Source organism: Microbacterium paraoxydans (genome assembly GCF_018224615.1).
In the GTDB taxonomy this organism is placed as follows: domain Bacteria; phylum Actinomycetota; class Actinomycetes; order Actinomycetales; family Microbacteriaceae; genus Microbacterium; species Microbacterium paraoxydans_B.
Genome location: NZ_JAGTUK010000001.1, coordinates 611,741 through 633,960 on the forward strand (window position 1 = coordinate 611,741; position 22,220 = coordinate 633,960).

Consider the following 22,220-nt stretch of genomic DNA (forward strand, 5'->3'; position numbering starts at 1 on the left):
AGAAGAACCCGATGGATGCTGCCTCCGCGGCGTCCGCAGAGTGCGGGTGCGCGCCCAGCCCGGCCGAGAGCCACGCGTTCTGGAAGGCCGGCATCAGTCGTCGCGGGGCTATCGGCCTCGGCGCGCTCAGCGTGGTCGCCCTCAGCGCCTTCGGAATCTCGTCCGGGGTCTCCGCCGCCTACGCCGCCTCGTACCCCAGCTGGGATGACGTGCAGCGCGCCAAGCAGAATGAAGCCGCCAAGGCCGCCGAGGTCGCGCGCATCGAAGGCCTCATCCAGTCGCTGACGCAGAAGGTCGCCGAGACCCAGGCTGCCGCCGAGGCCGCGTCGACCGAGTTCTACAACGCGCAGCAGGCCTACTTCGCCGCGATCGCGGAAGCCGATGCGCTGCAGGAGAAGGCCGACGCTCAGGCCGCGGCGGCCGACGAGTCCGCACGCAAGGCCGGTCAGGTCGCCGCGCAGCTCTACCGCAACGGGGGCGACAACACGTCGCTTGAACTCTTCTTCGCCGGCTCCGCCAGCAACGCCGACGAACTGCTCGCGCGCCTGGGCTCGATGGACAAGCTGCTCGAGTACAACCGTTCCGTCTACGACGACGCCGTGGCCGCCCGCAACGCGGCGCAGTCGCTCAGCGACCAGGCCGTGGTCGCCCGCGACGAGCGCGACCGGCTGCAGAAGATCGCCGAGGAGAAGATGGTGGCCGCGCAGCAGGCGGCAGACGCGGCGCAGGCAGCGCTCGACGAGCAGTCCGCCAACCTCGCGACGATGCAGGCGCAGCTCGCCGCGCTCAAGGACACCACCGCCACCACCGTCGCGCAGTACCAGGCCGGTGTGGAGGCCGCCCGCAAGGAGGCAGAGCGCCGGGCCGCCGAGGAGGCGGCCGCGAACGCCGGAGGCAACAGCGGCGGCGGCGGGACCCCGGGCTCGGGCGGCTGGGTCCGCCCTCACGGCGGTCACCGCAGCTCCGGCTACGGCCCCCGCTCGCAGCAGTGCAACTCGAACGGCTGCTCCTCCCGCTGGCATTACGGCGTCGACCTCGCGAACGGCTGCGGTGCGGCGATCTACGCGGCCCACTCCGGCACCGTCGACGCGGCGTTCTACAACGGCGGCTACGGCAACTACGTGCGCATCCAGCACGGCGGCGGCGTCGCCACCGGTTACGCGCACATCAAGCCGGGCGGGTTCGCGGTGCGCAACGGCCAGTGGGTCGAGGCCGGACAGGTGATCGCCTACGCCGGCAACACGGGCGGCTCGTTCGGCTGCCACCTGCACTTCGAGGTCTACATCAACGGCCGCTACACGAATCCCATCACCTTCATGGCCGACCGGGGCATCTCCGTCTGACACCGGCCGCGGACAGCAGAAGACCCCCGGAGCTCCGTGCTCCGGGGGTCTTTGCGTCAGCTCAGTGGCCCTGCTCGCCGAACCGGACGATGGCCTCGTCGAGGATGCGCTGCGCCTCGGCGGCGTTTCCCCACTCGTCGACCTTGACCCACTTGTTGGGCTCCAGGTCCTTATAGTGCTCGAAGAAGTGCGCGATCTCCTTCTTCGTGTACTCGGGGATGTCGTCGATGTCCTGCACGTGGGCCCAGCGCGGGTCCTTCGACAGCACGGCGACCAGCTTGTCGTCGCCGCCCGCCTCGTCGCTCATCTTGAGCACGGCGACCGGGCGCACCTCGACGACGACGCCGGGGTAGATCGCGTGGTCGAGCAGCACCAGCACGTCGAGCGGGTCGCCGTCTTCGCCGAGCGTGTTGTCGAAGTAGCCGTAGTCGGCCGGGTAGCCGAAGGTCGTGTACAGCACGCGGTCGAGGTGCACTCGCCCGGTCTCGTGGTCGACCTCGTACTTCACGCGGCTGCCGCGCGGGATCTCGATGACGGCGTCGTGTGCGCCCATGCGTGTGCTCCTCAGAAAGTTCGGTTGGATGCCGCCGACCAGCCTACTCGCGGGCCGGCGGCTCCGAAGCCCGGCGGTCCCGGCGCACACCCCGGTTGAGCAGGCGCGCGAGCGGCCCGTTCAGCAGCAGGAGCAGCAGGGCCCAATAGCCGTTCGGGGCTGTGAGGACGGCGATCACCAGGGCGGCGGCGAACAGGATGATCGCGGCGACGTCCCCCACCGCGCCCGCGCGCAGCGCCGAGCGCGGGGCCGTCGTGAGCTGCGGATGGCGGAGCAGGTAGAGCCAGCCGCCCAGCGTGGTGATCTGCGTGCCGATCAGGGTGCCGATGTAGACCACCGCCTGCAGCGGGTCGGAGTCGAGTTGACCGAGCATCGCCGTCGGCACCGGGAGCCACACGATCGTGGCCATCCACCCGACGTTGATCCACAGCAGCGCCGGGGTGATCCCCTCCACGTCGCGGTACTGACTGTGGTGACCCATCCAGAACACCGCGATCAGGACGAAGCTCAGCGCGAAGCTCAGCAGCTGCCCTGCGTGCTCGGTGAAGAACTCGGCGGTGGTGAGCGTGCCGGAGGCGGCATCGGAGACGGCTTCCAGCAGCGGCAGGATCAGCAGCGTCATGGCGATCGCCACGACCGCGTCGACGAAGGCCGTGAAGCGCTCCGTGCGGAACACCTGCGGGCGCGCGGTCTCGGTCACCGCGCCAGAATATCGGCGGCCGAGGGCGGGAACCAGGGGAACGCGGCAGGACGACCGTGCCCTAGCGTGGAGTGATGCCGTCGCTCGATCCCGCCATCGCCGAGGTCCGTCTCGCCGTGCGCACCGCGCTCGCCGATCTCCCCGAAGGGAGCACCGTGATCGTCGCGCTCTCCGGCGGCGCGGACTCGCTCGCGCTCGCCGCGGCCACGGAGTTCGAGGCGCCCAAGCTCGGGCTGAGCGCCGCCGCGGTCACGGTTGACCACGGCCTCCAGCACGACTCCGACGCTGTCGCCGAACGTGCCGCCCGCGCCGCCGCCGGGCTCGGCCTCGACCCCCTGGTCGTGCGGGTCGAGGTGTCGGGCCAGGGCGGACCGGAGGCCGCCGCTCGTGACGCGAGGTACCGCGTGCTGAGGGACGCCGCGAGCGATGTGCGGGCCGCCGCGGTGCTGCTCGGGCACACGCTCGACGACCAGGCCGAGACCGTGCTGCTCGGGCTCGCCCGTGGTTCCGGTGCAGCGAGCCTGCAGGGTATGGCGGTCGAGCGTGCCGACGACGACGGGGTGCGGTGGCTGCGTCCGCTGCTGGGCGTGCGTCGCGCGACCACCCGGGCGTTCTGCGCGGCGTCCGGGCTCGACGCCTGGGATGACCCGCACAACAGCGACGACCGGTACAGCCGGGTCCGGGTGCGCGAGCGCGTGCTGCCGGTGCTCGAGGCGGAGCTCGGCCCCGGGATCGCGGAGGCCCTGGCCCGCACCGCCGAGCAGCTGCGCGAAGACGCCGAGGCGTTCGACGAGATGATCCACGAGACCATCGAGGACATCGTCGAGCACGCCGAGGCGGGCATCTCCGTGAGTGTCGCCGCTCTTGCCGCCAACCCGGCCGCGCTGCGCAATCGCATCATCCGGCTCGTGGTGGACAGCGAGTTCGGCGCGAGCCTGACGCGGACACAGACGGTCGAGGTGGCACGCCTGGTCACCGACTGGAACGGCCAGGGGCCGATCGACCTGCCCGGCTGCGCGGTGCGACGCCAGGGCGGTCGTCTCGTGTTCACCGCCGCCGCCCGCTGAGGCTCAGCCCCGCGGGCGACAGCCGGGGCGCTACTTCTTGCCGTCGAACAGCCCGCCGAGGATCCCGCCGAGGTCGATCCCGCCGCCGGATCCGCTGCCTCCTCCGCCGAGCAGGCCGCCGAGCACATCACCCAGACCGCCGCCCGAGCCCTGGCCCCCGCCGCCGAGGATCCCGCCGATCACGTCGCCGATGCCGCCCGAGCCCTCGGCCGTGGGCTCCGCCTTCGCGGTCTTGTCCTTGGTCGCGTTCGCGATCAGGCCCATCACGATGGGGGCGAGGATCGGGAGCAGCTTTCCGAAGTCGATGCCGGGGGTCGCCTTCGACTCGGTGAGCTGCGTGGTGACCTCCTTCTCCTTCGACCCGAGGATGTGCGCCACGATCTTTCCGCCGTCGGCCTGATCGATGTCATCGACCGACGCGGCGCCCGTGGTGCCCTCGTGCTTCTTGAGCGCCTTCTGGATCGCGTCGGAACCCTCGGGGGTCTCCGCGTTCTTCGCCAGGCCGCCGAGCAGCACCGCGCCGCCCTGCTCCACCGCGACCTTCGCTTCGTCGCGGGAGACGCCGAGCTTCTTCGCGATGTCGTCGATCGGAACCTGGCTGAGGATGTCGTCGAGGGCCATGGGAGTCCTTCCGTCGGGGGCGTCCGCCCGTCTCCCGCTCACAGTAGTGCGCCGACGGAGGGATGGGGAGATGTCCCCATCGACCCCGGCGCGGGCGCGCTCCTATCGTGGAGGCACCGGGGGGAAGGAGCATCGATGACGGACCTCGATGTGCAGGGCGAGACGCTGGAGGCAGCTCGGGCACGATTGACCGCGGCCGGAGCGCCGGTCGTCACCTCGTGCCTGTCGTTCGCCGGCGTCGGGTCGCCGACCGTGGAGGCCGCCCTCGGCGAGATCGAGTCGCTGGTCTCGCAGGCCCTGTCCGCGCTCGCGCAGACGGCGACGAACTCCGCGTCCGACGCCGCAGCCGCGGCGAGCACCTTCACCGCCTCCGACGACACGCTCGCGCAGGCGGCACGATGAGCCTCCCCGGACTGATCGACGACCCCGCCCGTGGCGACGTGGGAGCCGTCACGGCCGCCGCGACGGCCTTCTCGACCCGTGCCACCTCCGCTCGCACCCGCAAGGGGGCCGCGGACAGCGCGCTCGCGAGCCTCACGTCGATGACCGCCTCCGCCGCCGACGCCCTCGGCACGCGCGTGCTGCTGCTGGCCCAGCGGTTCGGGGAGGCGGCCGAGGGCCTCGACGGGATCTCCACCGCGATCACGACGTACGCGACCGAGCTGGAGACGCTCAAGAGCGAGGCCGCCCGGCGGCTCAGGGCCGCACAGCACGCCTACGACCACATCTTCGTCCGCCGCGCGGAGGCGCTCAACGCCGCGAGCGAGTTCGTCACGGGGTGGGCCCTGCCGTGGGACGCGGTGCTGCCCTCCTGGATGTACCTCGACGACCCGGGCTACCTGCACCGCTGGCAGGCCGCGATCGACGCGTACCTCGCCGCCCGGTCCTCGTACAACGCGCTCGCCGGCGAGCGGGAGACGATCGACCAGCGCGCCGTGACCGCGCTCGCCGCGGTTCCCCTCGTCGTCGCCGTGACGCAAGGCGGGAAGGTCGGCCCCGGCGGCTTCTCGGCGGCGGGGCTCATCTGGGCGGGCGACGTGAACGGCATCACGGCCGAGTCGCTGGCCGGCCTCGGCGACCCCGACATCATCCGCGAGACCTGGAACGCGATGGACGAGGAGACCCGCACGGCGCTGCTCGCCGCGTCCTCGCTGCTCCTCGGCAACCTCAACGGGATCCCGATCCGCGACCGCGTGACCGCGAACCACAAGAACATCCGCGACGAGATCGCCAGGCGTGAGGCCGAGATCGCACGGCTCCAGGCGCTCGTGGACAGCCTCAAGACGGGCGACCGCGCCGACGCGTGGGAGGCGAAGGGCTACCTCGACGAGATCGCCAAGCTGCGCGAGCCGATCGACTACTGGCAGAGCCTTCTCGACCAGGACTACACGTGGTGGGACCAGTCGAACCAGAAGCACACGGACAAGGGGGCCGGCGCGCGGGTCGTGGCGTTCGATGCCCAGGCCGATGCCATCGCGACGTATCACGGAGCCATCGACCCCGTCACGGGCGACATCCCGGCGTGGATCCGGAACGTCGCGGTGTCGGTCCCGGGGACGACGACGACCATGACCAACTTCGGTGACGGTACGGGCTCCTCTCTCTACAGCGCAGCCGTGCGGGAGCATGGCCCGTCCACGGCCGTGTTCCAGTGGGCCGGCGGCACCTTCCCTCAGCTGGAGCTCCCCGGTCCGACCGACGCGTCCTACTCGCGGGACCTCGCTCCGAAGCTCGTGGACTTCGTGGCAGGGATCGATCGCGCCCCGGATTCCACACTCACGGTGCTCGGGCACAGCTACGGCGGCGCCACGGTCGGGCTCGCGGAACAGGCCGGGCTGAAGGCGGATCGCGTGCTCTACGTCTCGGCGGCCGGAATGGGGAAGGACGTCGCGGGGCTCAGCGACTTCCCGTACACGGCCGACGTGCCCCACTACTCGATGATGGCCAGGAACGACGCCGTCGTGGGGCTCATCCAGGGCAAGGAGGGGGACTGGCATGCGATCCACGGGCAGTCTCCGTTGACCGCCGAGGGGGTCACGCGGCTTGAGACGGGCTGGATGGATCACAACGATCCCGACAGCACCGATCTGGAGGATCACGGCTTCCCGAGCGGGATCGAGAGTCACAGCTCGGTGATGAAGCCGGGAACCACCGCGTTCCACAACATCGTCGAGGTGATCACCGGCGGCGAGGCGATCGTCTGGGCCCCGAACGAGTACGTGCGAGGGGGGTACTCCACCATCGTCGTCGATGGCATCGATGCCGCGGGGTACGAACCGCAGTATGTGAAGATCGACTGATGCGGAGATCGGTGAAGTTCGTCGCGCTGTTCGCAGTCGCGGCCCTTTTGGGAGGATGCGCTGTGTCGGTGGAGAGCCGCTTGGACGATTTTCGCAGCGAGGGCGAGGCCATCGCGGACCAGATCGTGACGTCGATCCCGGAAACCCTCGTCGCGCAGGGAGGGTCCGACCTCGGTTCGAAGGGCCGTCTGGCACCGAGCAGCGGCAACACCCCGCAGACCCCCGCGTGGTGGGAGGTCGAGACGACCGTCGATCTCGTGGAGGAGCCGACCACCTCGGAGCAGGCAGCGGCGGCGGTCGCGGACGCGCTGATGTCGGACGGATGGACCAAGGCCGAGAAGGGGTCCTCCGACCCGGTCTATCAGACGGACGAGTATCGGCGCGACGGGTGGTACGTGTCGGTCTCCTGGGTGCGCTCGCAGCCCGACATCGTCGAGGACCTGGGGGTTCTCGTGGTCAGTCCGGACACCGTGCGCGGCGACCACGACGAGATCTCCTCCTGACGCGTCGGGCGGCCTCGGGGCGGAGCATCGCCCGTCGTCGCCTAAAATCGATCCATGCGCGCCGCGGAGATCCAGGACGACCTTGCACAGATCCTCGTCACCGAGGAGGAGATCCACGCCAAGCTCGACGAGCTCGCGCAGCGGGTCGCGGCGGACTACGCGGGCAAGGACCTCCTGCTCGTCGGTGTGCTGAAGGGCGCGGTCATGGTCATGGCCGACTTCGCCAGGGCGCTGCCGTTCCACGCGCCGATGGACTGGATGGCGGTGTCGAGTTACGGCGCCAGCACGAAGTCGAGCGGTGTCGTGCAGATCCGCAAGGACCTCGACTCCGATCTGCACGGCAAGCACGTGCTCATCGTCGAGGACATCATCGACTCGGGCCTCACGCTGAGCTGGCTGCTGGAGAACTTCGAGTCGCGGGGAGCGGAGTCGATCGAGGTGCTCGCACTGCTGCGCAAGCCCGAGGCCGCCAAGGTCGAGATCGACTGCAAGTACGTCGGCTTCGACATCCCGGTCGAGTTCGTGGTCGGCTACGGCCTCGACTACGCCGAGCGGTACCGCAACCTGCGCGACGTCGCGGTGCTCGCGCCCCACGTCTACAGCTGAGTCCTGGCGCGCTTCTGCGGCGTACGCCGTGGGTGAACGCACAGCGGCCCCCTAGCGGGGAGGCGATACGCTGATCCGACCATGGATGTGAAGAAGCTCACCCGAAACCCGCTGATCTACGTCGCACTGATCGGCGTGCTGCTCTTCGGCGGGTTCCTGCTGATCTCGAACCTCGGTGCGCCGAAGCAGATCACGACGCAGCAGGGCCTCGAGCTCCTCTCGGGCAAGACCGTCACCGAGGTCGTCACGACCGACGGCGACCAGCGCGTCGACATGACCCTGTCGAAGCCGTTCGAGGGTTCCGAGAACGTGCAGTTCTACTACGTCGAGGCCCGCGCCGACGAGGTGGTCTCGGCGATCGACGCCGCCGCCCCGAAGGACGGCTTCAACGACGCGGTGCCGCGCGCGACGTGGTTCGACGGCTTCCTCTCCCTCCTGCTTCCGCTCGTGCTGCTCGGCCTGCTGTTCTGGTGGCTGCTGTCGTCGATGCAGGGCGGTGGCGGCAAGGTCATGCAGTTCGGCAAGTCCAAGGCCAAGCTCGTCAACAAGGAGACGCCGACCGTCACGTTCGCGGACGTCGCCGGTGCCGACGAGGCGATCGAGGAGCTCCACGAGATCAAGGAGTTCCTGCAGGACCCGGCCAAGTTCCAGGCGATCGGCGCCCGCATCCCGAAGGGCGTGTTGCTGTACGGCCCTCCCGGAACCGGTAAGACGCTGCTGGCCCGCGCGGTCGCCGGTGAGGCCGGTGCCCCGTTCTACTCGATCTCCGGTTCGGACTTCGTGGAGATGTTCGTCGGTGTCGGAGCCTCGCGCGTGCGCGACCTCTTCAGCCAGGCGAAGGAGAACGCCCCGGCGATCATCTTCATCGACGAGATCGACGCCGTCGGCCGTCACCGCGGTGCCGGCATGGGCGGCGGCAACGACGAGCGCGAGCAGACGCTGAACCAGATGCTCGTCGAGATGGACGGCTTCGACCCGAACGCGAACGTGATCGTGATCGCGGCGACCAACCGTCCAGACATCCTCGACCCCGCGCTGCTGCGTCCCGGTCGCTTCGACCGCCAGATCGGCGTCGACGCGCCCGACCTCAAGGGCCGCCAGAAGATCCTCGAGGTGCACAGCAAGGGCAAGCCGCTGTCGAAGAGCGTCGACCTCGAGGTCGTCGCCCGCAAGACGCCCGGATTCACGGGTGCCGACCTCGCCAACGTGCTCAACGAGGCCGCTCTCCTCACCGCGCGCTCGAACGCGCAGCTCATCGACAACCGTGCCCTGGATGAGGCGATCGACCGTGTGATCGCCGGTCCGCAGCGCCGCACGCGCGTCATGAAGGACAAGGAGAAGCTCATCACGGCGTACCACGAGGGTGGTCACGCGCTCGCCGCCGCAGCGATGAACTACACCGACCCGGTGACCAAGATCACGATCCTCCCGCGCGGCAAAGCGCTCGGCTACACGATGGTGCTGCCGATCGACGACAAGTACTCCGTCACGCGCAACGAGCTGCAGGACCAGCTCACGTACGCGATGGGTGGCCGCGTCGCGGAGGAGATCGTGTTCCACGACCCGACGACCGGTGCCTCGAACGACATCGAGAAGGCCACCTCGATCGCGCGCAAGATGGTCATCGAGTACGGCATGACCACGCAGGTCGGCCCGGTGAAGCTCGGGACCGAGGGCGGCGACATGTTCGTCGCGCGCGACATGGGCCGGGGCCGCGAGTACTCGGAGAAGGTCGCCGAGCGCGTCGACGCCGAGGTGCGCGCGCTGATCGAGCAGGCGCACAACGAGGCGTACGCGGTGATCAGCGAGAACCGCGACATCCTCGACCGCCTGGCCCTGGCGCTCCTGGAGGAGGAGACGCTCGACCACAACCGCATCGCCGAGATCTTCACCGAGGTGAAGAAGCTGCCGGAGCGCCCGCTGTGGCTGTCGAGCGAAGACCGGCCGGTGTCGGAACGTCCGCCGATCGAGGTCCCGAAGAAGGACGTGTCGCTCGCGGCGTCCGTCGAGGCTCCGTCCGCTGCCCCTCGTACGCAGCAGGGATCGGCAGGAGCAGGCAACCCCCGCCCCGCGACGGCGTGACGTGACGGTCGACAGGGAACGCGTCGAGAAGCTCACCCGCGAGCTCCTCGAGGCGATCGGTGAAGACCCGGACCGCCCGGGGATCAAGCAGACGCCGGCACGCATGGCGGAGCTCTACGCGGAGTTCTTCTCCGGCGTGGGGGAGGACCCGGCAGCACCGCTCGCGCACACCATCAGCGTGACGCGCGGCCCCGCTCCGGACACGCTGCCGTCGGGCGCGGTGCTGCTGCGCGACATCCGGTTCCGTTCGGTGTGCGAGCACCACCTACTGCCGTTCGCCGGGCACGCGCACATCGCGTACCTTCCGGGCGAGCAGGTCGTGGGGCTCGGGGCGCTCGTGCGCGTGGTCGAGATCCTCGCGGCGCGACCGCAGGTGCAGGAGCGACTCGGCGAGCAGATCGCCGACACGATCGCCGAGCACCTCGACACCCGCGGAGTGCTGGTGGTGCTGGACGCGAGCCACGGCTGCGTCACGATGCGGGGCGGCCGCCAGACCGAGGCGTCGACGCTCACGATCGCGGCGCGCGGCGTCTACACCGACCCCGTGGCCAGGGCGGAGCTCGTGACCCTGATCGGCATGTCGGTTCCCGCGGTCGGCGGCGGGCGCTGATGACCGGCATCTGGGGCATCGTCAACGTCACACCCGACTCGTTCAGCGACGGCGGCCGCTACTTCGACGCGGATCGCGCGGTGGCGCACGGCCTGCGCTTGCGCGCGGAGGGCGCGTCGGTCCTCGATGTCGGCGGTGAGTCGACCAGGCCGGGCGCGGAGCGTGTCGGCGCGGCGGAGGAGCAGCGCCGCGTGCTGCCGGTGATCGAACAGCTCGCGGCGGCCGGGGTCCCGGTGAGCGTGGACACGCTGAACGCCGCCACTGCGTCGGCGGCCGTGCGCGCGGGGGCCCGTATCGTCAACGACGTGTCGGGTGGCCTCGCCGACCCGGAGATGCGCGCGGCGGTGGCGGAGTCGGGCGCGGACTACGCGATCGGCCATTGGCGTGGCTTCTCGGACGACATGTATGCCAGGGCGGAGTACCGCCGGGTGGCGCGCGAGGTGGCCGGGGAGCTGCAGGAGCGGATGGGAGAGGCGGCCGCGGCCGGGATCGCCCCCTCGCGCGTGATCCTCGACCCCGGGATCGGATTCGCGAAGGCCGGCGCGCAGAACTGGGACGTGCTCCGCGGGCTCGACGAGATCGTCGCGCTCGGGCCGCGCGTGCTCCTCGGAACCTCGCGCAAGCGGTTCCTCGCGGAGGTCCTGCACGACGCTCGTCCGGAAGACGGCGACGTGACCCAGGAGCGGCGCGACCTGGCGACCGCCGTGACGAGCGCCCTCGCAGCGCAGGCCGGGGTCTGGGCGGTGCGCGTGCACGACGTCGCCGCCACACGGGATGCCCTCGCGATCGCGAAGGCGTGGCACGGCTGAGGCGGCGTCGGAGCCGCCCCGTACGCTAGAGGCATGGACTTCCTCGACGAGATCGTGCTGACAGGGCTGAGGGTGTTCGGCCGCCATGGCGTCTACGCGCACGAGCGCGAGGAGGGCCAGGAGTTCACGATCGACCTGCGCCTCCGTCTTTCGCTCGAGCAGGCCGCGGGGTCGGACGACGTGGCCGACACGGTCCACTACGGCGAGCTGGCCGAGCGGGTGGCCGCGGTGGTCGCCGGGGAGCCGGTGAACCTGATCGAGACGCTCGCGGAGCGGATCGCCGCCGTCGCCCTCGACGACCGCCGCGTGCAGGGCGTCACGGTCACGGTGCACAAGCCGCACGCGCCCATTCCGCTCGAGTTCGCCGATGTGGCTGTCACGGTGTACCGCACGCGTGCGCCGGAGAGCCTGGAGGACATCACCGTATGAGCCGCAATCTCACGCAGCCGCCGGAGCTTCCCGCTCCGCGGCCCGGGCGGCCGGAGGCCGTTGCGGTCGTCGCGCTGGGGGCCAACCTCGGCGACCGGCAGGCCACGATCCGCGCGGCGGTCGAGCGCATCCGCCGGCTTCCCCTTGTGAGTGATGTGCGGGTGTCGCGGCTGTTCGAGACCGTGGCCGTGCGGCTCGACGGGCCCGACCCCGACGCCCCGGGCTACGTCAACGCGGTCGCTCTCGTGACCACGCGCCTCGCCCCGGAGATCCTGCTCGGCATGCTGCACGCGATCGAGGACGAGAACGGTCGCGTGCGGGAGGAACGGTGGGGGGACCGCACGCTCGACCTCGATCTCATCGCGTACGGAGAGGTCGAGTCGGACGATCCGCGGCTGGAGCTGCCGCACCCTCGTGCGGCGGAGCGCCTGTTCGTGCTGGAGCCCTGGCTCGACGTCGACCCCGACGCGGAGCTGCTCGGACACGGGCGGGTCGACGAGCTCGCGGCGGAGCTTCGCGCGCGAGGCGAGGGATGAAGCGCACGTCCGCTGGACTGCTCGCCGTGCTGGCGCTTCTCGGCGCGGCGGCGGGATTCTCGCTCGACCAGCTGCTCACGGCGGGAGGGCGGGCCACCTTCACGCCGTCGCTTCTGCTCCCGGTGCTGCTCGTGCTCATCGCGGTCGCCGCTCTCGGGGTGGCCTGGCCGGTCCGCCGCAGCGTCCGCTCCGGCACGCGCATCGATCCGTTCCGCGCGTTGCGCGCGGCAACCCTGGCGCGGGCGTCGAGCTTGCTGGGTGCGATCATGGCGGGTTTCGGCGCCGGGCTGCTGATCTTCCTTCTCACGAGGCCGATCGATCCGCCGGTAGGGTCGACAGTGGCGATGGCCGCGTTGATCGCGAGTGCAGTCGTGCTGGTCGTGGCCGCCCTCATCGCCGAACAGTTCTGCACCCTCCCGAAGGATCCTGATGACTCAGAACCCAGAGACCGCGCCCCTGAACCCGGCGGAGGGCACTGACCTCGACGCGCTCGATCGCGGCACGTACACGCAACTTCGCACGGCACGCAACGAGGCGCGGCTCGAGCTCGACGGCACGTGGCACCAGATCTCGCCGCGGTACGTCGTGTCGCAGTTCGTGCAGAACGCGATCTTCATCGTGATCGTCGTGGTTGCGGCGGTGGTGCTCAACGTGGTGCTGCAGCAGGACTGGGTGTGGATCCCCGCGGGCGTGATCCTGCTGATCACCGTGCTCACCCTCATCGTGCTCCCGCGCCAGGCCAGGGCGATCGGCTACATGCTGCGCGCGGACGACATCGTGTTCCGCAAGGGCATCCTGTGGCAGCGCATGATCGCCGTGCCGTACGGTCGCATGCAGCTGGTGGACATCACGCAGGGGCCGCTCGACCGCGCGTTCGGCGTGTCCCAGCTGAAGATGGTGACGGCCGCGGCGACGACGGGCGTGCAGATCCCCGGGCTGACGCAGGCGGCGGCCGAGGCGCTCCGCGACACACTCATCCAGGTGGCCGAGACCCGTCGGACCGGCCTGTGAGCGAGCCGCAGCACCCCGGACCCGTGGTCGGGCAGGCCCCGCCGCCGTCGACGAACCTGGCCGACGGCGAGTGGCACCGGATGCATCCGCTGACGCCGCTGTTCAAGGGCGGCCTGGCGCTGATCATCGTCGCGGGCATCGTGATCGCCAACATGCGCGATCGCGTGATCGCCTGGCTGGTCGGCATGTTCGCGCCAGAGGAGGCGCACTACGGCGACTACACCGGCGGAGACCCGGTGGACTGGGTGCTCTCGAACAACCTGGCCCTCGTGGTGCTGCTCGGCGTGCTGGGACTCGTGGTCGTGCTCGTGGCGATCTTCTGGTTCGTGTGGCGCTTCCAGCAGTTCCGCATCACGGGGGATCACGTCGAGGTGCGCAAGGGCATCATCTTCCGGTCGCATCGCCGCGCGCCGCTGGACCGCGTGCAGGGGGTGAACCTGACGCGTCCCTTCCCCGCGCGCATCATCGGCCTCGCGAAGCTCGAGGTGGTCGGGGCGGGAAACGACGCCAACGTCGAGCTCGAGTACCTGGCCACACCGCGTGCGGAGGGTGTGCGGGCCGAGATCCTCCGCCTCGCCTCCGGCGCGCGAGCGGCGCGGCACGCGGCACTGAACCCCGGAGCGGCTCCGGGCGAGCAGGTGTCGGCGCGGGCGCAGCTGGTCGGCTCGATGAACCAGGGCGTCACCGGACTCCTCACGGGAGTCGACCTGGAGGACGTGGTTCCGGAGAGCGTCGTGAAGATCCCGGCCGGGCGCCTGATCGGCTCGCAAGTGATCTCGGGTCTGCTGTGGCTCGTGTTCTTCGGGGCGATCTTCGCGATCGCGCTCGGCAGCACCATCATCGGCATCCTCGCCGACGGCGACCCCGACGGCGGCATCGTGATCCTGGGTATCGGTCTGGGTATGGGTGTGCCGATGGTGGTGGCCGTCGTCGGTATCACCTGGGCGCAGATCTCCAAGTCGCTGCGCTACTCGATCGCTCCGACGCCGGATGGCGTCCGCATCACCTACGGCCTGTTGACGACGGTGACCGAGACCCTTCCTCCCGGTCGCATCTTCGCGGTCGAGGTGTCGCAGTCGCTGCTGTGGCGTCCGTTCGGCTGGTGGACCATCAAGATCAACCGGATGAGCGGCAAGAGCGCCGCGCAGCAGTCCTCCGGCAGCGGGCAGCAGTTCAACGTGGTGCTCCCGGTGGGCAAGCGCGCCGATGTGGAGCGGGTGCTCGCGCTGGTGCTCCCCGACCTGCCTGCCGCGAGCATTCCCGCGCTGTGGGAGCAGGGCGTGGTCGGTCCGGCCGGGGACGACCCGTACCGCACGATGCCCCGGCGAGCGTGGTGGCGGCGCCCCTTCTCGTGGAGGCGGCACGGGTACGCGGTGACCTCGGACGGACTGCTGCTGCGCCGAGGGATCGTCTGGCGCAAGCTCGCGGTGTTCCCCCTGGCGAGGTTGCAGGGGGTGTCGCTGAACCAGGGCCCGATCGACCGAGCACAGCGAGTGTCGGGCGCACAGGTGCATACCGTGCCGGGGCCGATCACCGGCATCCTCTCCGGACTCGAACGGGCGGACGCCCTCGCCCTGTTGAACGACCTGAGCCGCGCTGCCGCGGAGGCCGCCTCCCGCGACCGCACCCATCGGTGGAGTGAGCACGCGCCCGTGCCCGAGGCGCCGGCGTTCACCGGTCCGCCTCCACCTCCGGGCGCGCAGCCCGCGCCGTTCGCGCCGCCGGCGCCTCCGGTGGGCGCGCCCGTGGTTGCTCCGCCTCCCGTGCCTCCGGTGGGTGCGCCTGTGGTTGCGCCTCCGCCGGTGCCTCCGGCAGCACCGCCGACCCGTCGGTCTTCGAGGCCGGCGCCGACCGACGAGTGAGCGCCATGCGCGACGGCCGGTTGGGTGTCGGCATCATCGGTGCGGGTCGCGTCGGTCCGGTGCTCGGCGCTGCGCTCGCAGGGGCGGGGCACGCCGTGGTCGGGATCACGAGCGGGTCCGATGATGAGCGTGTGTCGGCCGTGCTTCCGGATGTGCCCCTGCTCGAGACGCAGGAGGTGGTCCGCCGCGCGGAGCTCGTGATCCTCGCGGTGCCCTCGGATCAGCTGGCGGCTCTGGTGGCGGGGATCGCCGAGGTCGGCGGCTGGCAGGTCGGACAGCTAGTGCTGCACACGGATGCGGCGCACGGCATCGAGGTGCTCCGGCCCGCCGCGGAGCGGGGCGCGATCCCGCTGGCGGTGCATCCCGCAATCACGTTCACCGGCACCTCGATGGATCTGCGGCAGATGCAGGCGGGGTATGCGGCGGTCACCGCTCCCGCCGCCGTCCTCCCCATCGCCCAGGCGCTGGCCGTCGAGATGGGCTGCGAGCCCGTGGTGATCGCCGAAGCCGATCGTGCCGCCTACGCGGACGCGATCGAGACCGTGACTGAGTTCTCGCGGTCGATCATCGGGCAGTCCACGTCACGACTGCGAGAGATCGGGGTGGAGAACCCCGGAGGCTATCTGTCCGCTCTCGTGCAGTCGACCGTCGAGCGAGCGCTCCGGGAAGCGTCCGACCCACCGCCCCTGATTTGACCTCGGTCAGCGGCCGCCCGAGAAGCCGCCTCCGCCTCCCCCGCCGGAGAAGCCTCCGCCGAACGATCCGCCGCTCGACGAGGATCCGGTGGTGGGCGCCGTGTAGGTCGCCGCCGACTGTGACGACGACATGAACGCCGCCAGCGGCGCGCGCAGCGCGAGGGAGGTGGGGTCGCCGATCCAGCTCGCGCCGTGCTGCTCACGCGTGTAGGCGCGTTCGAGCACGTCGCCCCACTCGTCCTCCATCCCGAAGAGCATCGCGTACGGCAGCAGCCGTTCGTACAGGTGAATCACTTCGGCGCCGTCGATCTCGCGGCGCTCCGCACCCCGGTAGGACTGCAGCATCCGCAGGCGGTCTTCCTCGGCCACGCGGATGAACTCGCGCACACCCTCGAGATACTCGAGCGTGCGGGCGCCCTCAGGGGTCAGCACCGTGTGCTTCGAGAAGGAGTAGAAGGCGGCGATGCCGACCAGCACCACGCCGAAAGCGGCGGCGACGAGTGCGGGGATCGCGGCGAGACGTCCGGACGCCGCCGCCCAGATGCCGACGCCGAGCCCTGCCAGCGCGATCACGATCGCACACCACTGCAGGATGATGGCCGCGCGGCTTCGGGCCTTGTCCGTGAAGCCGCGTTCGGCAGCGGCCGTGGTGCCCGCGGCGGTCAGGGCGGACATACGCGCGGCGAAGGTCTCGCTCGCAGACGGCAGATCGACGATGCCGTCCGCGTCAGCGCCCTCGAACAGCGCGTCGAGCGCCGCGGCATCGAGCTCGTCCGGTGCGGGCACGCCGGGAAGCCGTCGGAGCCGCGGCTGCTCCGGGTTGTCTCCCTCCTCGATGCGCAGCAGTCCGCGCACCGCGAGATGAACGATCTCCGCCGGGATCACGTCCTTCGCCTTCGGGATGATCGCGGCGGCGACGAGCGGCGGCAGGGAGTCGGGCACGTCGTACTGGGCGATCACGACCCCGGTGGCTCGGCGGCGCCGACGGACGAACGTCCCGACCGCGAGCCACGACGCGACCGAGACGGCGACCGCACCGATTGCCGCCACGAGTGGGCCGACATCGGCGACGGGATCGGGGGTGCGGGCCGACGGCTGCAGCACCGTCCCGGACTCGAAGCCGATCGCGACGGTCACGCCGTCCCCGGCGGGCAGGCCCGCAGCCGAGACCTGGAATGAGGCGCCGCCGTCCGCGGGTTGCGGGCCGTCGAGCGTGCACGCGGTCGTGGATCCGGCCGGTCCCTGGTAGCAGCGCGTGGAGCCGGTGAGCCGATCGGCGAGCGCATCGTCGACACGGATCTCGGCGTCGAACCGCTCGATCGGCTGGGTGCTGTCGAGCGGGAGGAGGTTCCAGTAGAACTCGTCGACCGCGGGTGTCGAGGTGTTCTTCGGCGCGGTCGCCAGGATCACGTCGTCCATCTCGTACTCGATCACGTAGGTCGTGAGCCCGCGCACGAAGTCGTCGTCGCCGGTGAGCACCAGGAGCAGGCCGTCCTCTTCATCCGTCTCGTACGGCACGTCGTGCCCTTCGCCGTCCGTCACCGACAGCACGCGGGTGTCGATGCGGGCGTTCTCATACGAGGTTGCGAGGCCGCGGACGATTCCGCGGTTCTGGTCGAACTCCGGAAACCGCGCTACGAGGGTCTCGGTCACGTGCAGGCGCGCGCGACCATCGACCAGGCTCAGGTCGTACGTGGCATCCCACGACGCGTACGAGAAGTCGTCAACGTCGGCGGTGGCCGCGTGCCCCGCGGCGACCGAGGCGGTGGCAGCGGGAGCCAGCCGCGCGGCGTGTGCCGCAGGTGCGATCGGCGAGGGCGCGGCGGATGCCGACACCCCGGGGAGGACGGAGGCCGCCGTGGCGAGGACGAGGGCGGGGCAGGCGCGGACGATCCTGGAGAGGGCCATGCATCGAGGCTACCCAGCAGCGGCCGCTGGTCCTCCGCGCGCCTCGGTAAACTGGGGGAGACTTCCAAGGAGCCCCGCACATGACTGACGCGTCCGCCGCGCCCGAATCGGCCACGACCGACTCTTCCCCCGAGGACGACGTCCACGAGCAGAAGGCCGTGCGACTCGCGAAGCGCGAACGGCTGATCGCCCGGCGTGCGGATGCCGGAGGAGGCGCCTTCCCGGTGGGTGTACCGGTGACCCACTCGATCCCCGCCCTGCGAGCGCAGTACGGCGAGCTGGAGGCCGGCGCGGAGACCGGCGTCGTGGTGGGCGTGGCCGGTCGCGTCGTGTTCAGCCGCAACACCGGCAAGCTGTGCTTCGCGACGCTCCAGGCCGGCGACGGCAGCCGCATCCAGGCGATGATCTCGCTGGCGAACGTGGGTGAGGAGTCGCTCGCCGACTGGAAGGAATACGTCGACCTCGGCGATCACGTGTTCGTGCACGGCGAGGTCATCTCGAGCCGCCGCGGCGAGCTGTCGATCATGGCGGACGACTGGGCGATCGCGTCGAAGGCCATCCTGCCGTTGCCGAACGCCTACGCCGAGCTGAGCGAGGAGGGCCGCGTGCGCAGCCGATACCTCGATCTGATCGTGCGCGAGCAGGCACGCACGACCGTCCGTGCGCGCGCTGCCGTGAACGCGAGCCTGCGGGCGACGTTCGCAAGCCACGACTACCTCGAGGTCGAGACGCCGATGCTGCAGGTGCAGCACGGTGGGGCCTCGGCGCGTCCCTTCATCACGCACTCGAACGCGTTCGACACCGAGCTGTACCTGCGCATCGCTCCCGAGCTGTATCTGAAGCGGGCCGTGGTCGGCGGGATCGAGCGCGTGTTCGAGATCAACCGCAACTTCCGCAACGAGGGCGCCGACTCCACGCACAGCCCCGAGTTCGCGATGCTCGAGGCGTACCAGGCCTACGGCGACTACAACCAGATGGCGGCGCTCACGCAGGAGCTCGTGCAGCAGGCGGCGATCGCCGTCGCAGGCTCGACGACCGTGACCTGGGCGGACGGCACCGAGTACGACCTGGGTGGCGAGTGGGACCGCATCTCCATGTACGAGTCGCTGTCGGCGGCTTCGGGGCGGACGGTCACTCCCCAGGACGCGGTGGAGGACCTGATCGCGTTCGCGGAGGCCAACGGCGTGGATGTGCCGCCGCAGGCCACGCACGGGAAACTGGTCGAGGAGCTCTGGGAGCACTTCGTGAAGGGCGACCTGGTGCGCCCGACCTTCGTGATGGACTTCCCCGTCGACACCTCTCCGCTCGTCCGTGAGCACCGCTCGATCGCCGGCGTGGTGGAGAAGTGGGACCTCTACATCCGCGGGTTCGAGCTGGCGACGGGATACTCCGAGCTGGTGGACCCGGTCATCCAGCGCGAACGATTCGAGGAGCAGGCGAAGCTCGCGGCGCGCGGCGACGTCGAGGCGATGCCGATCGACCAGGAGTTCCTGCGGGCGCTCGAGCACGGCATGCCGCCGTCCGGGGGCATGGGGATGGGGATCGACCGTCTCCTGATGGCCATCACGGGTCTGGGCATCCGCGAGACCATCCTTTTCCCGCTCGTGAAGTGACCCGCCCGGGCTCAACGACGCTGCCTTCCGCGGAAGGCCCACTCCGGTAGCGCGGTCTCGGCGAGGAGTCTGTCGAGGATCACGGCGAGGCCGTACCCGGGGTCGATCTCCCGCGCGAGGTCGAGGTAGCGACCGGCGTGCGTGGCACGGCCGAGAGCCCATGACAACCACGCGGCTGCCGTGAGCGGTGCGGGCCGTGCGTTCCGGGGCGCTCTGGCTGCGGCGTGACGCACCACGCTCAGAGCGCTGCGGAGTCGGTCCGGGTCGGGCGTGGGGCCGTGTCCGAGGAACACCCGACCGATGTCGTCGGGGATCGGGCTGGCCGAGGTGGTGAACGCGAGCTGCGCCTGGAGTGTGCGGATGCCGCCGTCTCGATCGCTCGCCCACTGTGCGAGTGCGGTGTCGCGGAGGGGAGGCCGCTGGAGGCACCACAGCAGTGCCGCCCAGGCGAAGGGCGGGATCGCGCCCGGCTTCTGGAGCACCTCGTCGAGGAATCCGGTGAGGTCGTCCAGCAGAGCGAGTGCGGCGAGCGCCTGGGGGTCTTCCCGCCCGGACAGCCGACCCTCCCCGTCCAAGGCGCCGCTGAGCAGGTCGAGCGCGCGCTCGACCTGCCGGCACTCGGACGCCTCCACTCGAGGGATCCCGGCGCCGGCGAGCTGGTCGCCGGATACGTCCCCGATCGAGGGGTGCGCGGGCGTGGGACCTATCTCGTCGAGCGGATGGAGCGTCGGCTCGCGATCGAGGTAGCTGCTCCACCCGCTCGGCGTCACGCAGAGGGCGTCCATGATGCGCAGGCCCGCGGAGCGGAGGGCGCCGAGAAGGTGCTCCACGACGACGGCGCAGGGGAGCACGAGGCCGTCCGGAGTGGCGACGCCGTGGTCGTCCGTGTACACGACCACGGCCGCGGCGGTCGTGCCGCGCACGCGCTGCAGGAGCTGCACCGCCGCGGCGGCGTAGCGGGCGGGCGGCAGGGAGGTGTCGGGAGGATCGAGGCGCATGGCGCCCTCGGCCCGCGAGTCGTGGAACGGAAGGAGCACGATGCTCCTGCGCGGTGTGAAGCCGGCGAGGGTCGGCACGATGCCGAGGAACTCGGCGGAGTCGGAGGCATGCAGCACGGTGGTCATCCCGAGAGCTTGGCGCGGCCCGCGGGGGCGGGGGAGCCACGGGAGCGGGGTCGGGGGACCGTTCGGCGAAACCGGGCGCTGTGCAGACACCCTCGCGTACCATGGAGGTATGGACAACTTCTGGCTCGCCGCGGCATGGTCGCTCCTGCCGACCATCGGAGTCAGCATCGTGTTCGTCGTCGTGCTCCGCGGCATCCTCCGCTTCGACCGCACGGAGCGGAAGGTGCACGCGCAGATCGAGGCCGAGGAGCGCGCCGCCCGCGGGCTCCCGCCGCGCACCTGAGTCCGACCCATCCGCTACTGTGAAGCGAGCGCGCCGGGTCCGGCGCGCATCGGGGCGATGACCCCCGACGCGGGCGAGGGGGTGCGATGACAGCCGGTACCTGGGGCTGGTGGTTCGCGGTCTTCCTGCTGCTGCTCGACATCACCATCCGCGTCACCGCGATCATCGTGATCCCCCGCAACCGACGCCCCACGGCGGCGATGGCATGGCTGCTGGCCGTCTTCTTCATCCCCTTCGTCGGGGTGTTCCTCTTCCTCCTGATCGGCAATCCCCGGCTGCCCCGCGCGCGGCGTCGCAAGCAGGACCAGATCAACGAGTACATCGCCGAGACCAGCGAGCATCTGCACTTCGGCACGCTGCGCCCCAACGCCCCGGCCTGGTTCGGGCCCATCGTGCAGATGAACCAGAGCCTGGGCGCCCTCCCGCTCTCGGGCGACAACGGCGCACATCTGATCTCCGACTATCAGGAGTCGCTCGACGAGATGGCCGAGGCCATCCGCACGGCTCAGGACTACGTGCACGTCGAGTTCTACATCCTGCAGTCCGACGAGTCGACCGACAACTTCTTCCGCGCACTGGAAGAAGTCGCGGCGCGCGGAGTCGCGGTGCGTGTGCTGCTCGACCACTGGGCCAACCGGGGCAAGCCCCGCTACCGCCAGACCATCGCGCGGCTCAACGCGATGGGGGCCGACTGGCACCTGATGCTGCCGGTCCAGCCGCTCAAGGGGAAGATGCAGCGACCCGACCTGCGCAACCACCGCAAACTCCTCGTCGTCGACGGCAACATCGCCTTCCTCGGGTCGCAGAACATCACCGACTCCACCTACAACCTGCGCAAGAACATCCGCCGCGGGCTGCACTGGGTCGACCTCATGGTGCGCCTGGACGGCCCGGTGGTGCTGAGCGTGAACGCCATCTTCTTGAGCGACTGGTACAGCGAGACCGACGTGGTGCTGCAGGAGATCGACATCGCGCACGCCAACATCGGCTCGGGCGACCTGGACTGCCAGGTCGTGCCGTCCGGGCCGGGGTTCGAGGTCGAGAACAACCTGCGGCTGTTCCTCGCGCTGCTGTACGCGGCGAAGAAGCAGATCATGATCGTGAGCCCCTACTTCGTCCCGGACGAGGCGCTGCTGCTGGCGGTCACGGCGGCCGTCGACCGCGGCGTGCAGGTCGAGCTGTTCGTCTCCGAGGAGGGCGATCAGGCGATGGTGTACCACGCGCAGCGCAGCTACTACGAGGTGCTGCTGCGCGCCGGCGTGCGCATCTGGATGTACCGCAAGCCGTACATCCTGCACACCAAGAGCCTCACGATCGACGACGAGGTCGCGGTGATCGGCTCCAGCAACATGGACATGCGGTCGTTCGGCCTCAACCTCGAGGTGTCGATGCTCGTGCGGGGCGAAGAGTTCGTCGCCGAGATGCGCGAGGTGGAGGACAAGTACCGCTCGCTCAGCCGGGAGCTGACGCTCGAGGAGTGGATGCAGCAGCCGCTGCGGTCGACCGTGCTCGACAACCTCGCACGCCTCACGTCGGCGTTGCAGTGACCGGAGCGGCGCGCAACC

General features: G+C 70.5%; 23 protein-coding genes. 18 read left to right on the forward strand and 5 right to left on the reverse strand.

Annotation, left to right across the window (positions count from 1 at the left end; genetic code table 11):
• The first annotated feature begins 11 nt into the window (after positions 1 to 11).
• A complete protein-coding gene (locus KE274_RS02825; RefSeq protein WP_211541066.1) occupies positions 12 to 1,343 on the forward strand; it encodes a M23 family metallopeptidase in 1,332 nt (443 codons plus the stop codon).
• Positions 1,344 to 1,404: 61 nt separating this feature from the next.
• Here KE274_RS02825 and ppa read toward each other — a convergent pair whose 3' ends face one another.
• Together ppa and KE274_RS02835 are read right to left on the reverse strand one after the other, a co-directional pair.
• Positions 1,405 to 1,896, reverse strand: a complete 492-nt coding sequence (gene ppa / locus KE274_RS02830) for an inorganic diphosphatase (RefSeq protein ID WP_211541068.1) — start codon at positions 1,894 to 1,896, stop codon at positions 1,405 to 1,407.
• A 43-nt stretch (positions 1,897 to 1,939) separates the two neighbouring features.
• Entirely contained in the window at positions 1,940 to 2,596 is a 657-nt protein-coding gene (locus KE274_RS02835) for a TMEM175 family protein (protein WP_211541070.1), read from the reverse strand.
• A gap of 74 nt (positions 2,597 to 2,670) precedes the next feature.
• On the opposite strand from KE274_RS02835, the gene tilS reads away from it, so the two are divergent.
• A complete protein-coding gene (gene tilS, locus KE274_RS02840; RefSeq protein WP_211541072.1) occupies positions 2,671 to 3,663 on the forward strand; it encodes a tRNA lysidine(34) synthetase TilS in 993 nt (330 codons plus the stop codon).
• Between the two features lie 30 nt (positions 3,664 to 3,693).
• On the opposite strand, the gene KE274_RS02845 is transcribed toward tilS, so the two are convergent.
• Entirely contained in the window at positions 3,694 to 4,284 is a 591-nt protein-coding gene (locus KE274_RS02845; RefSeq protein WP_211541074.1) for a DUF937 domain-containing protein, read from the reverse strand.
• 135 nt (positions 4,285 to 4,419) lie between these two features.
• Between KE274_RS02845 and KE274_RS02850 the strand changes: the two genes are divergently transcribed.
• The 13 genes from KE274_RS02850 (at position 4,420) to KE274_RS02910 (ending at position 15,727) form a co-directional block, all read left to right on the forward strand.
• Positions 4,420 to 4,686, forward strand: coding sequence for a hypothetical protein (locus tag KE274_RS02850; RefSeq protein ID WP_211541077.1), 267 nt, complete (start codon positions 4,420 to 4,422; stop codon positions 4,684 to 4,686).
• On the forward strand, positions 4,683 to 6,584 hold the full coding sequence (locus KE274_RS02855) for an alpha/beta hydrolase (RefSeq protein WP_211541079.1): 1,902 nt from the start codon (positions 4,683 to 4,685) through the stop codon (positions 6,582 to 6,584). Before KE274_RS02850 ends, KE274_RS02855 begins: the two co-directional genes overlap by 4 nt.
• An 80-nt stretch (positions 6,585 to 6,664) precedes the next feature.
• Positions 6,665 to 7,087: a hypothetical protein gene (locus KE274_RS02860; RefSeq protein ID WP_211541081.1), complete on the forward strand. Its 423-nt coding sequence runs from the start codon at positions 6,665 to 6,667 to the stop codon at positions 7,085 to 7,087.
• 54 nt (positions 7,088 to 7,141) lie between these two features.
• A complete protein-coding gene (gene hpt, locus KE274_RS02865) occupies positions 7,142 to 7,693 on the forward strand; it encodes a hypoxanthine phosphoribosyltransferase (protein WP_211541082.1) in 552 nt (183 codons plus the stop codon).
• A gap of 81 nt (positions 7,694 to 7,774) precedes the next feature.
• Positions 7,775 to 9,775, forward strand: a complete 2,001-nt coding sequence (gene ftsH / locus KE274_RS02870) for an ATP-dependent zinc metalloprotease FtsH (RefSeq protein WP_211541085.1) — start codon at positions 7,775 to 7,777, stop codon at positions 9,773 to 9,775.
• Position 9,776: 1 nt separating this feature from the next.
• Entirely contained in the window at positions 9,777 to 10,385 is a 609-nt protein-coding gene (folE, locus tag KE274_RS02875; RefSeq protein WP_211541087.1) for a GTP cyclohydrolase I, read from the forward strand.
• Positions 10,385 to 11,194, forward strand: a complete 810-nt coding sequence (folP, locus tag KE274_RS02880) for a dihydropteroate synthase (RefSeq protein ID WP_211541089.1) — start codon at positions 10,385 to 10,387, stop codon at positions 11,192 to 11,194. Before folE ends, folP begins: the two co-directional genes overlap by 1 nt.
• 33 nt (positions 11,195 to 11,227) lie before the next feature.
• Complete coding sequence (gene folB / locus KE274_RS02885) at positions 11,228 to 11,623, forward strand: dihydroneopterin aldolase (RefSeq protein ID WP_211541091.1); 396 nt, start codon at positions 11,228 to 11,230, stop codon at positions 11,621 to 11,623.
• Positions 11,620 to 12,159, forward strand: coding sequence for a 2-amino-4-hydroxy-6-hydroxymethyldihydropteridine diphosphokinase (gene folK / locus KE274_RS02890; protein ID WP_211541092.1), 540 nt, complete (start codon positions 11,620 to 11,622; stop codon positions 12,157 to 12,159). The genes folB and folK overlap by 4 nt, the downstream gene beginning before the upstream one ends.
• Entirely contained in the window at positions 12,156 to 12,638 is a 483-nt protein-coding gene (locus tag KE274_RS02895) for a DUF3180 family protein (RefSeq protein ID WP_211541093.1), read from the forward strand. The genes folK and KE274_RS02895 overlap by 4 nt, the downstream gene beginning before the upstream one ends.
• Positions 12,589 to 13,170 (forward strand): PH domain-containing protein, encoded by a 582-nt coding sequence (locus tag KE274_RS02900; RefSeq protein ID WP_211541094.1) that lies wholly within the window; start codon positions 12,589 to 12,591, stop codon positions 13,168 to 13,170. Before KE274_RS02895 ends, KE274_RS02900 begins: the two co-directional genes overlap by 50 nt.
• Positions 13,167 to 15,032, forward strand: coding sequence for a PH domain-containing protein (locus tag KE274_RS02905; RefSeq protein WP_307872131.1), 1,866 nt, complete (start codon positions 13,167 to 13,169; stop codon positions 15,030 to 15,032). The genes KE274_RS02900 and KE274_RS02905 overlap by 4 nt, the downstream gene beginning before the upstream one ends.
• Before the next feature lie 5 nt (positions 15,033 to 15,037).
• On the forward strand, positions 15,038 to 15,727 hold the full coding sequence (locus KE274_RS02910) for a DUF2520 domain-containing protein (RefSeq protein WP_211541678.1): 690 nt from the start codon (positions 15,038 to 15,040) through the stop codon (positions 15,725 to 15,727).
• 6 nt (positions 15,728 to 15,733) lie between these two features.
• Here the strand turns inward: KE274_RS02910 and KE274_RS02915 are convergent, their stop codons facing one another.
• The gene (locus KE274_RS02915) at positions 15,734 to 17,635 is read right to left on the reverse strand and encodes a DUF2207 domain-containing protein (protein WP_211541095.1); all 1,902 of its coding nucleotides are present in this window, start codon (positions 17,633 to 17,635) and stop codon (positions 15,734 to 15,736) included.
• An 80-nt stretch (positions 17,636 to 17,715) separates the two neighbouring features.
• Here KE274_RS02915 and lysS point away from each other — a divergent pair, with 80 nt between their 5' ends.
• Positions 17,716 to 19,248 (forward strand): lysine--tRNA ligase, encoded by a 1,533-nt coding sequence (gene lysS / locus KE274_RS02920; RefSeq protein ID WP_211541096.1) that lies wholly within the window; start codon positions 17,716 to 17,718, stop codon positions 19,246 to 19,248.
• Between the two features lie 11 nt (positions 19,249 to 19,259).
• On the opposite strand, the gene KE274_RS02925 is transcribed toward lysS, so the two are convergent.
• On the reverse strand, positions 19,260 to 20,372 hold the full coding sequence (locus KE274_RS02925; RefSeq protein ID WP_211541097.1) for a DUF4192 family protein: 1,113 nt from the start codon (positions 20,370 to 20,372) through the stop codon (positions 19,260 to 19,262).
• Positions 20,373 to 20,481: 109 nt separating this feature from the next.
• Between KE274_RS02925 and KE274_RS02930 the strand changes: the two genes are divergently transcribed.
• On the forward strand, positions 20,482 to 20,655 hold the full coding sequence (locus tag KE274_RS02930; RefSeq protein ID WP_168387235.1) for a hypothetical protein: 174 nt from the start codon (positions 20,482 to 20,484) through the stop codon (positions 20,653 to 20,655).
• 86 nt (positions 20,656 to 20,741) lie between these two features.
• A complete protein-coding gene (cls, locus tag KE274_RS02935; protein ID WP_211541099.1) occupies positions 20,742 to 22,202 on the forward strand; it encodes a cardiolipin synthase in 1,461 nt (486 codons plus the stop codon).
• Positions 22,203 to 22,220: the final 18 nt, after the last annotated feature.

Bases quoted from the DNA above. Each gene is read 5' to 3' on its own strand.
- KE274_RS02825 (WP_211541066.1), top strand. From the start codon at position 12: ATGGATGCTGCCTCCGCGGCGTCCGCAGAGTGCGGGTGCGCGCCCAGC.
- ppa (WP_211541068.1), bottom strand. From the start codon at position 1,896: ATGGGCGCACACGACGCCGTCATCGAGATCCCGCGCGGCAGCCGCGTG.
- tilS (WP_211541072.1), top strand. From the start codon at position 2,671: ATGCCGTCGCTCGATCCCGCCATCGCCGAGGTCCGTCTCGCCGTGCGC.
- KE274_RS02845 (WP_211541074.1), bottom strand. From the start codon at position 4,284: ATGGCCCTCGACGACATCCTCAGCCAGGTTCCGATCGACGACATCGCG.
- KE274_RS02850 (WP_211541077.1), top strand. From the start codon at position 4,420: ATGACGGACCTCGATGTGCAGGGCGAGACGCTGGAGGCAGCTCGGGCA.
- KE274_RS02855 (WP_211541079.1), top strand. From the start codon at position 4,683: ATGAGCCTCCCCGGACTGATCGACGACCCCGCCCGTGGCGACGTGGGA.
- hpt (WP_211541082.1), top strand. From the start codon at position 7,142: ATGCGCGCCGCGGAGATCCAGGACGACCTTGCACAGATCCTCGTCACC.
- ftsH (WP_211541085.1), top strand. From the start codon at position 7,775: ATGGATGTGAAGAAGCTCACCCGAAACCCGCTGATCTACGTCGCACTG.
- folP (WP_211541089.1), top strand. From the start codon at position 10,385: ATGACCGGCATCTGGGGCATCGTCAACGTCACACCCGACTCGTTCAGC.
- folB (WP_211541091.1), top strand. From the start codon at position 11,228: ATGGACTTCCTCGACGAGATCGTGCTGACAGGGCTGAGGGTGTTCGGC.
- folK (WP_211541092.1), top strand. From the start codon at position 11,620: ATGAGCCGCAATCTCACGCAGCCGCCGGAGCTTCCCGCTCCGCGGCCC.
- KE274_RS02895 (WP_211541093.1), top strand. From the start codon at position 12,156: ATGAAGCGCACGTCCGCTGGACTGCTCGCCGTGCTGGCGCTTCTCGGC.
- KE274_RS02900 (WP_211541094.1), top strand. From the start codon at position 12,589: ATGACTCAGAACCCAGAGACCGCGCCCCTGAACCCGGCGGAGGGCACT.
- KE274_RS02910 (WP_211541678.1), top strand. From the start codon at position 15,038: ATGCGCGACGGCCGGTTGGGTGTCGGCATCATCGGTGCGGGTCGCGTC.
- KE274_RS02915 (WP_211541095.1), bottom strand. From the start codon at position 17,635: ATGGCCCTCTCCAGGATCGTCCGCGCCTGCCCCGCCCTCGTCCTCGCC.
- lysS (WP_211541096.1), top strand. From the start codon at position 17,716: ATGACTGACGCGTCCGCCGCGCCCGAATCGGCCACGACCGACTCTTCC.
- KE274_RS02925 (WP_211541097.1), bottom strand. From the start codon at position 20,372: ATGACCACCGTGCTGCATGCCTCCGACTCCGCCGAGTTCCTCGGCATC.
- KE274_RS02930 (WP_168387235.1), top strand. From the start codon at position 20,482: ATGGACAACTTCTGGCTCGCCGCGGCATGGTCGCTCCTGCCGACCATC.
- cls (WP_211541099.1), top strand. From the start codon at position 20,742: ATGACAGCCGGTACCTGGGGCTGGTGGTTCGCGGTCTTCCTGCTGCTG.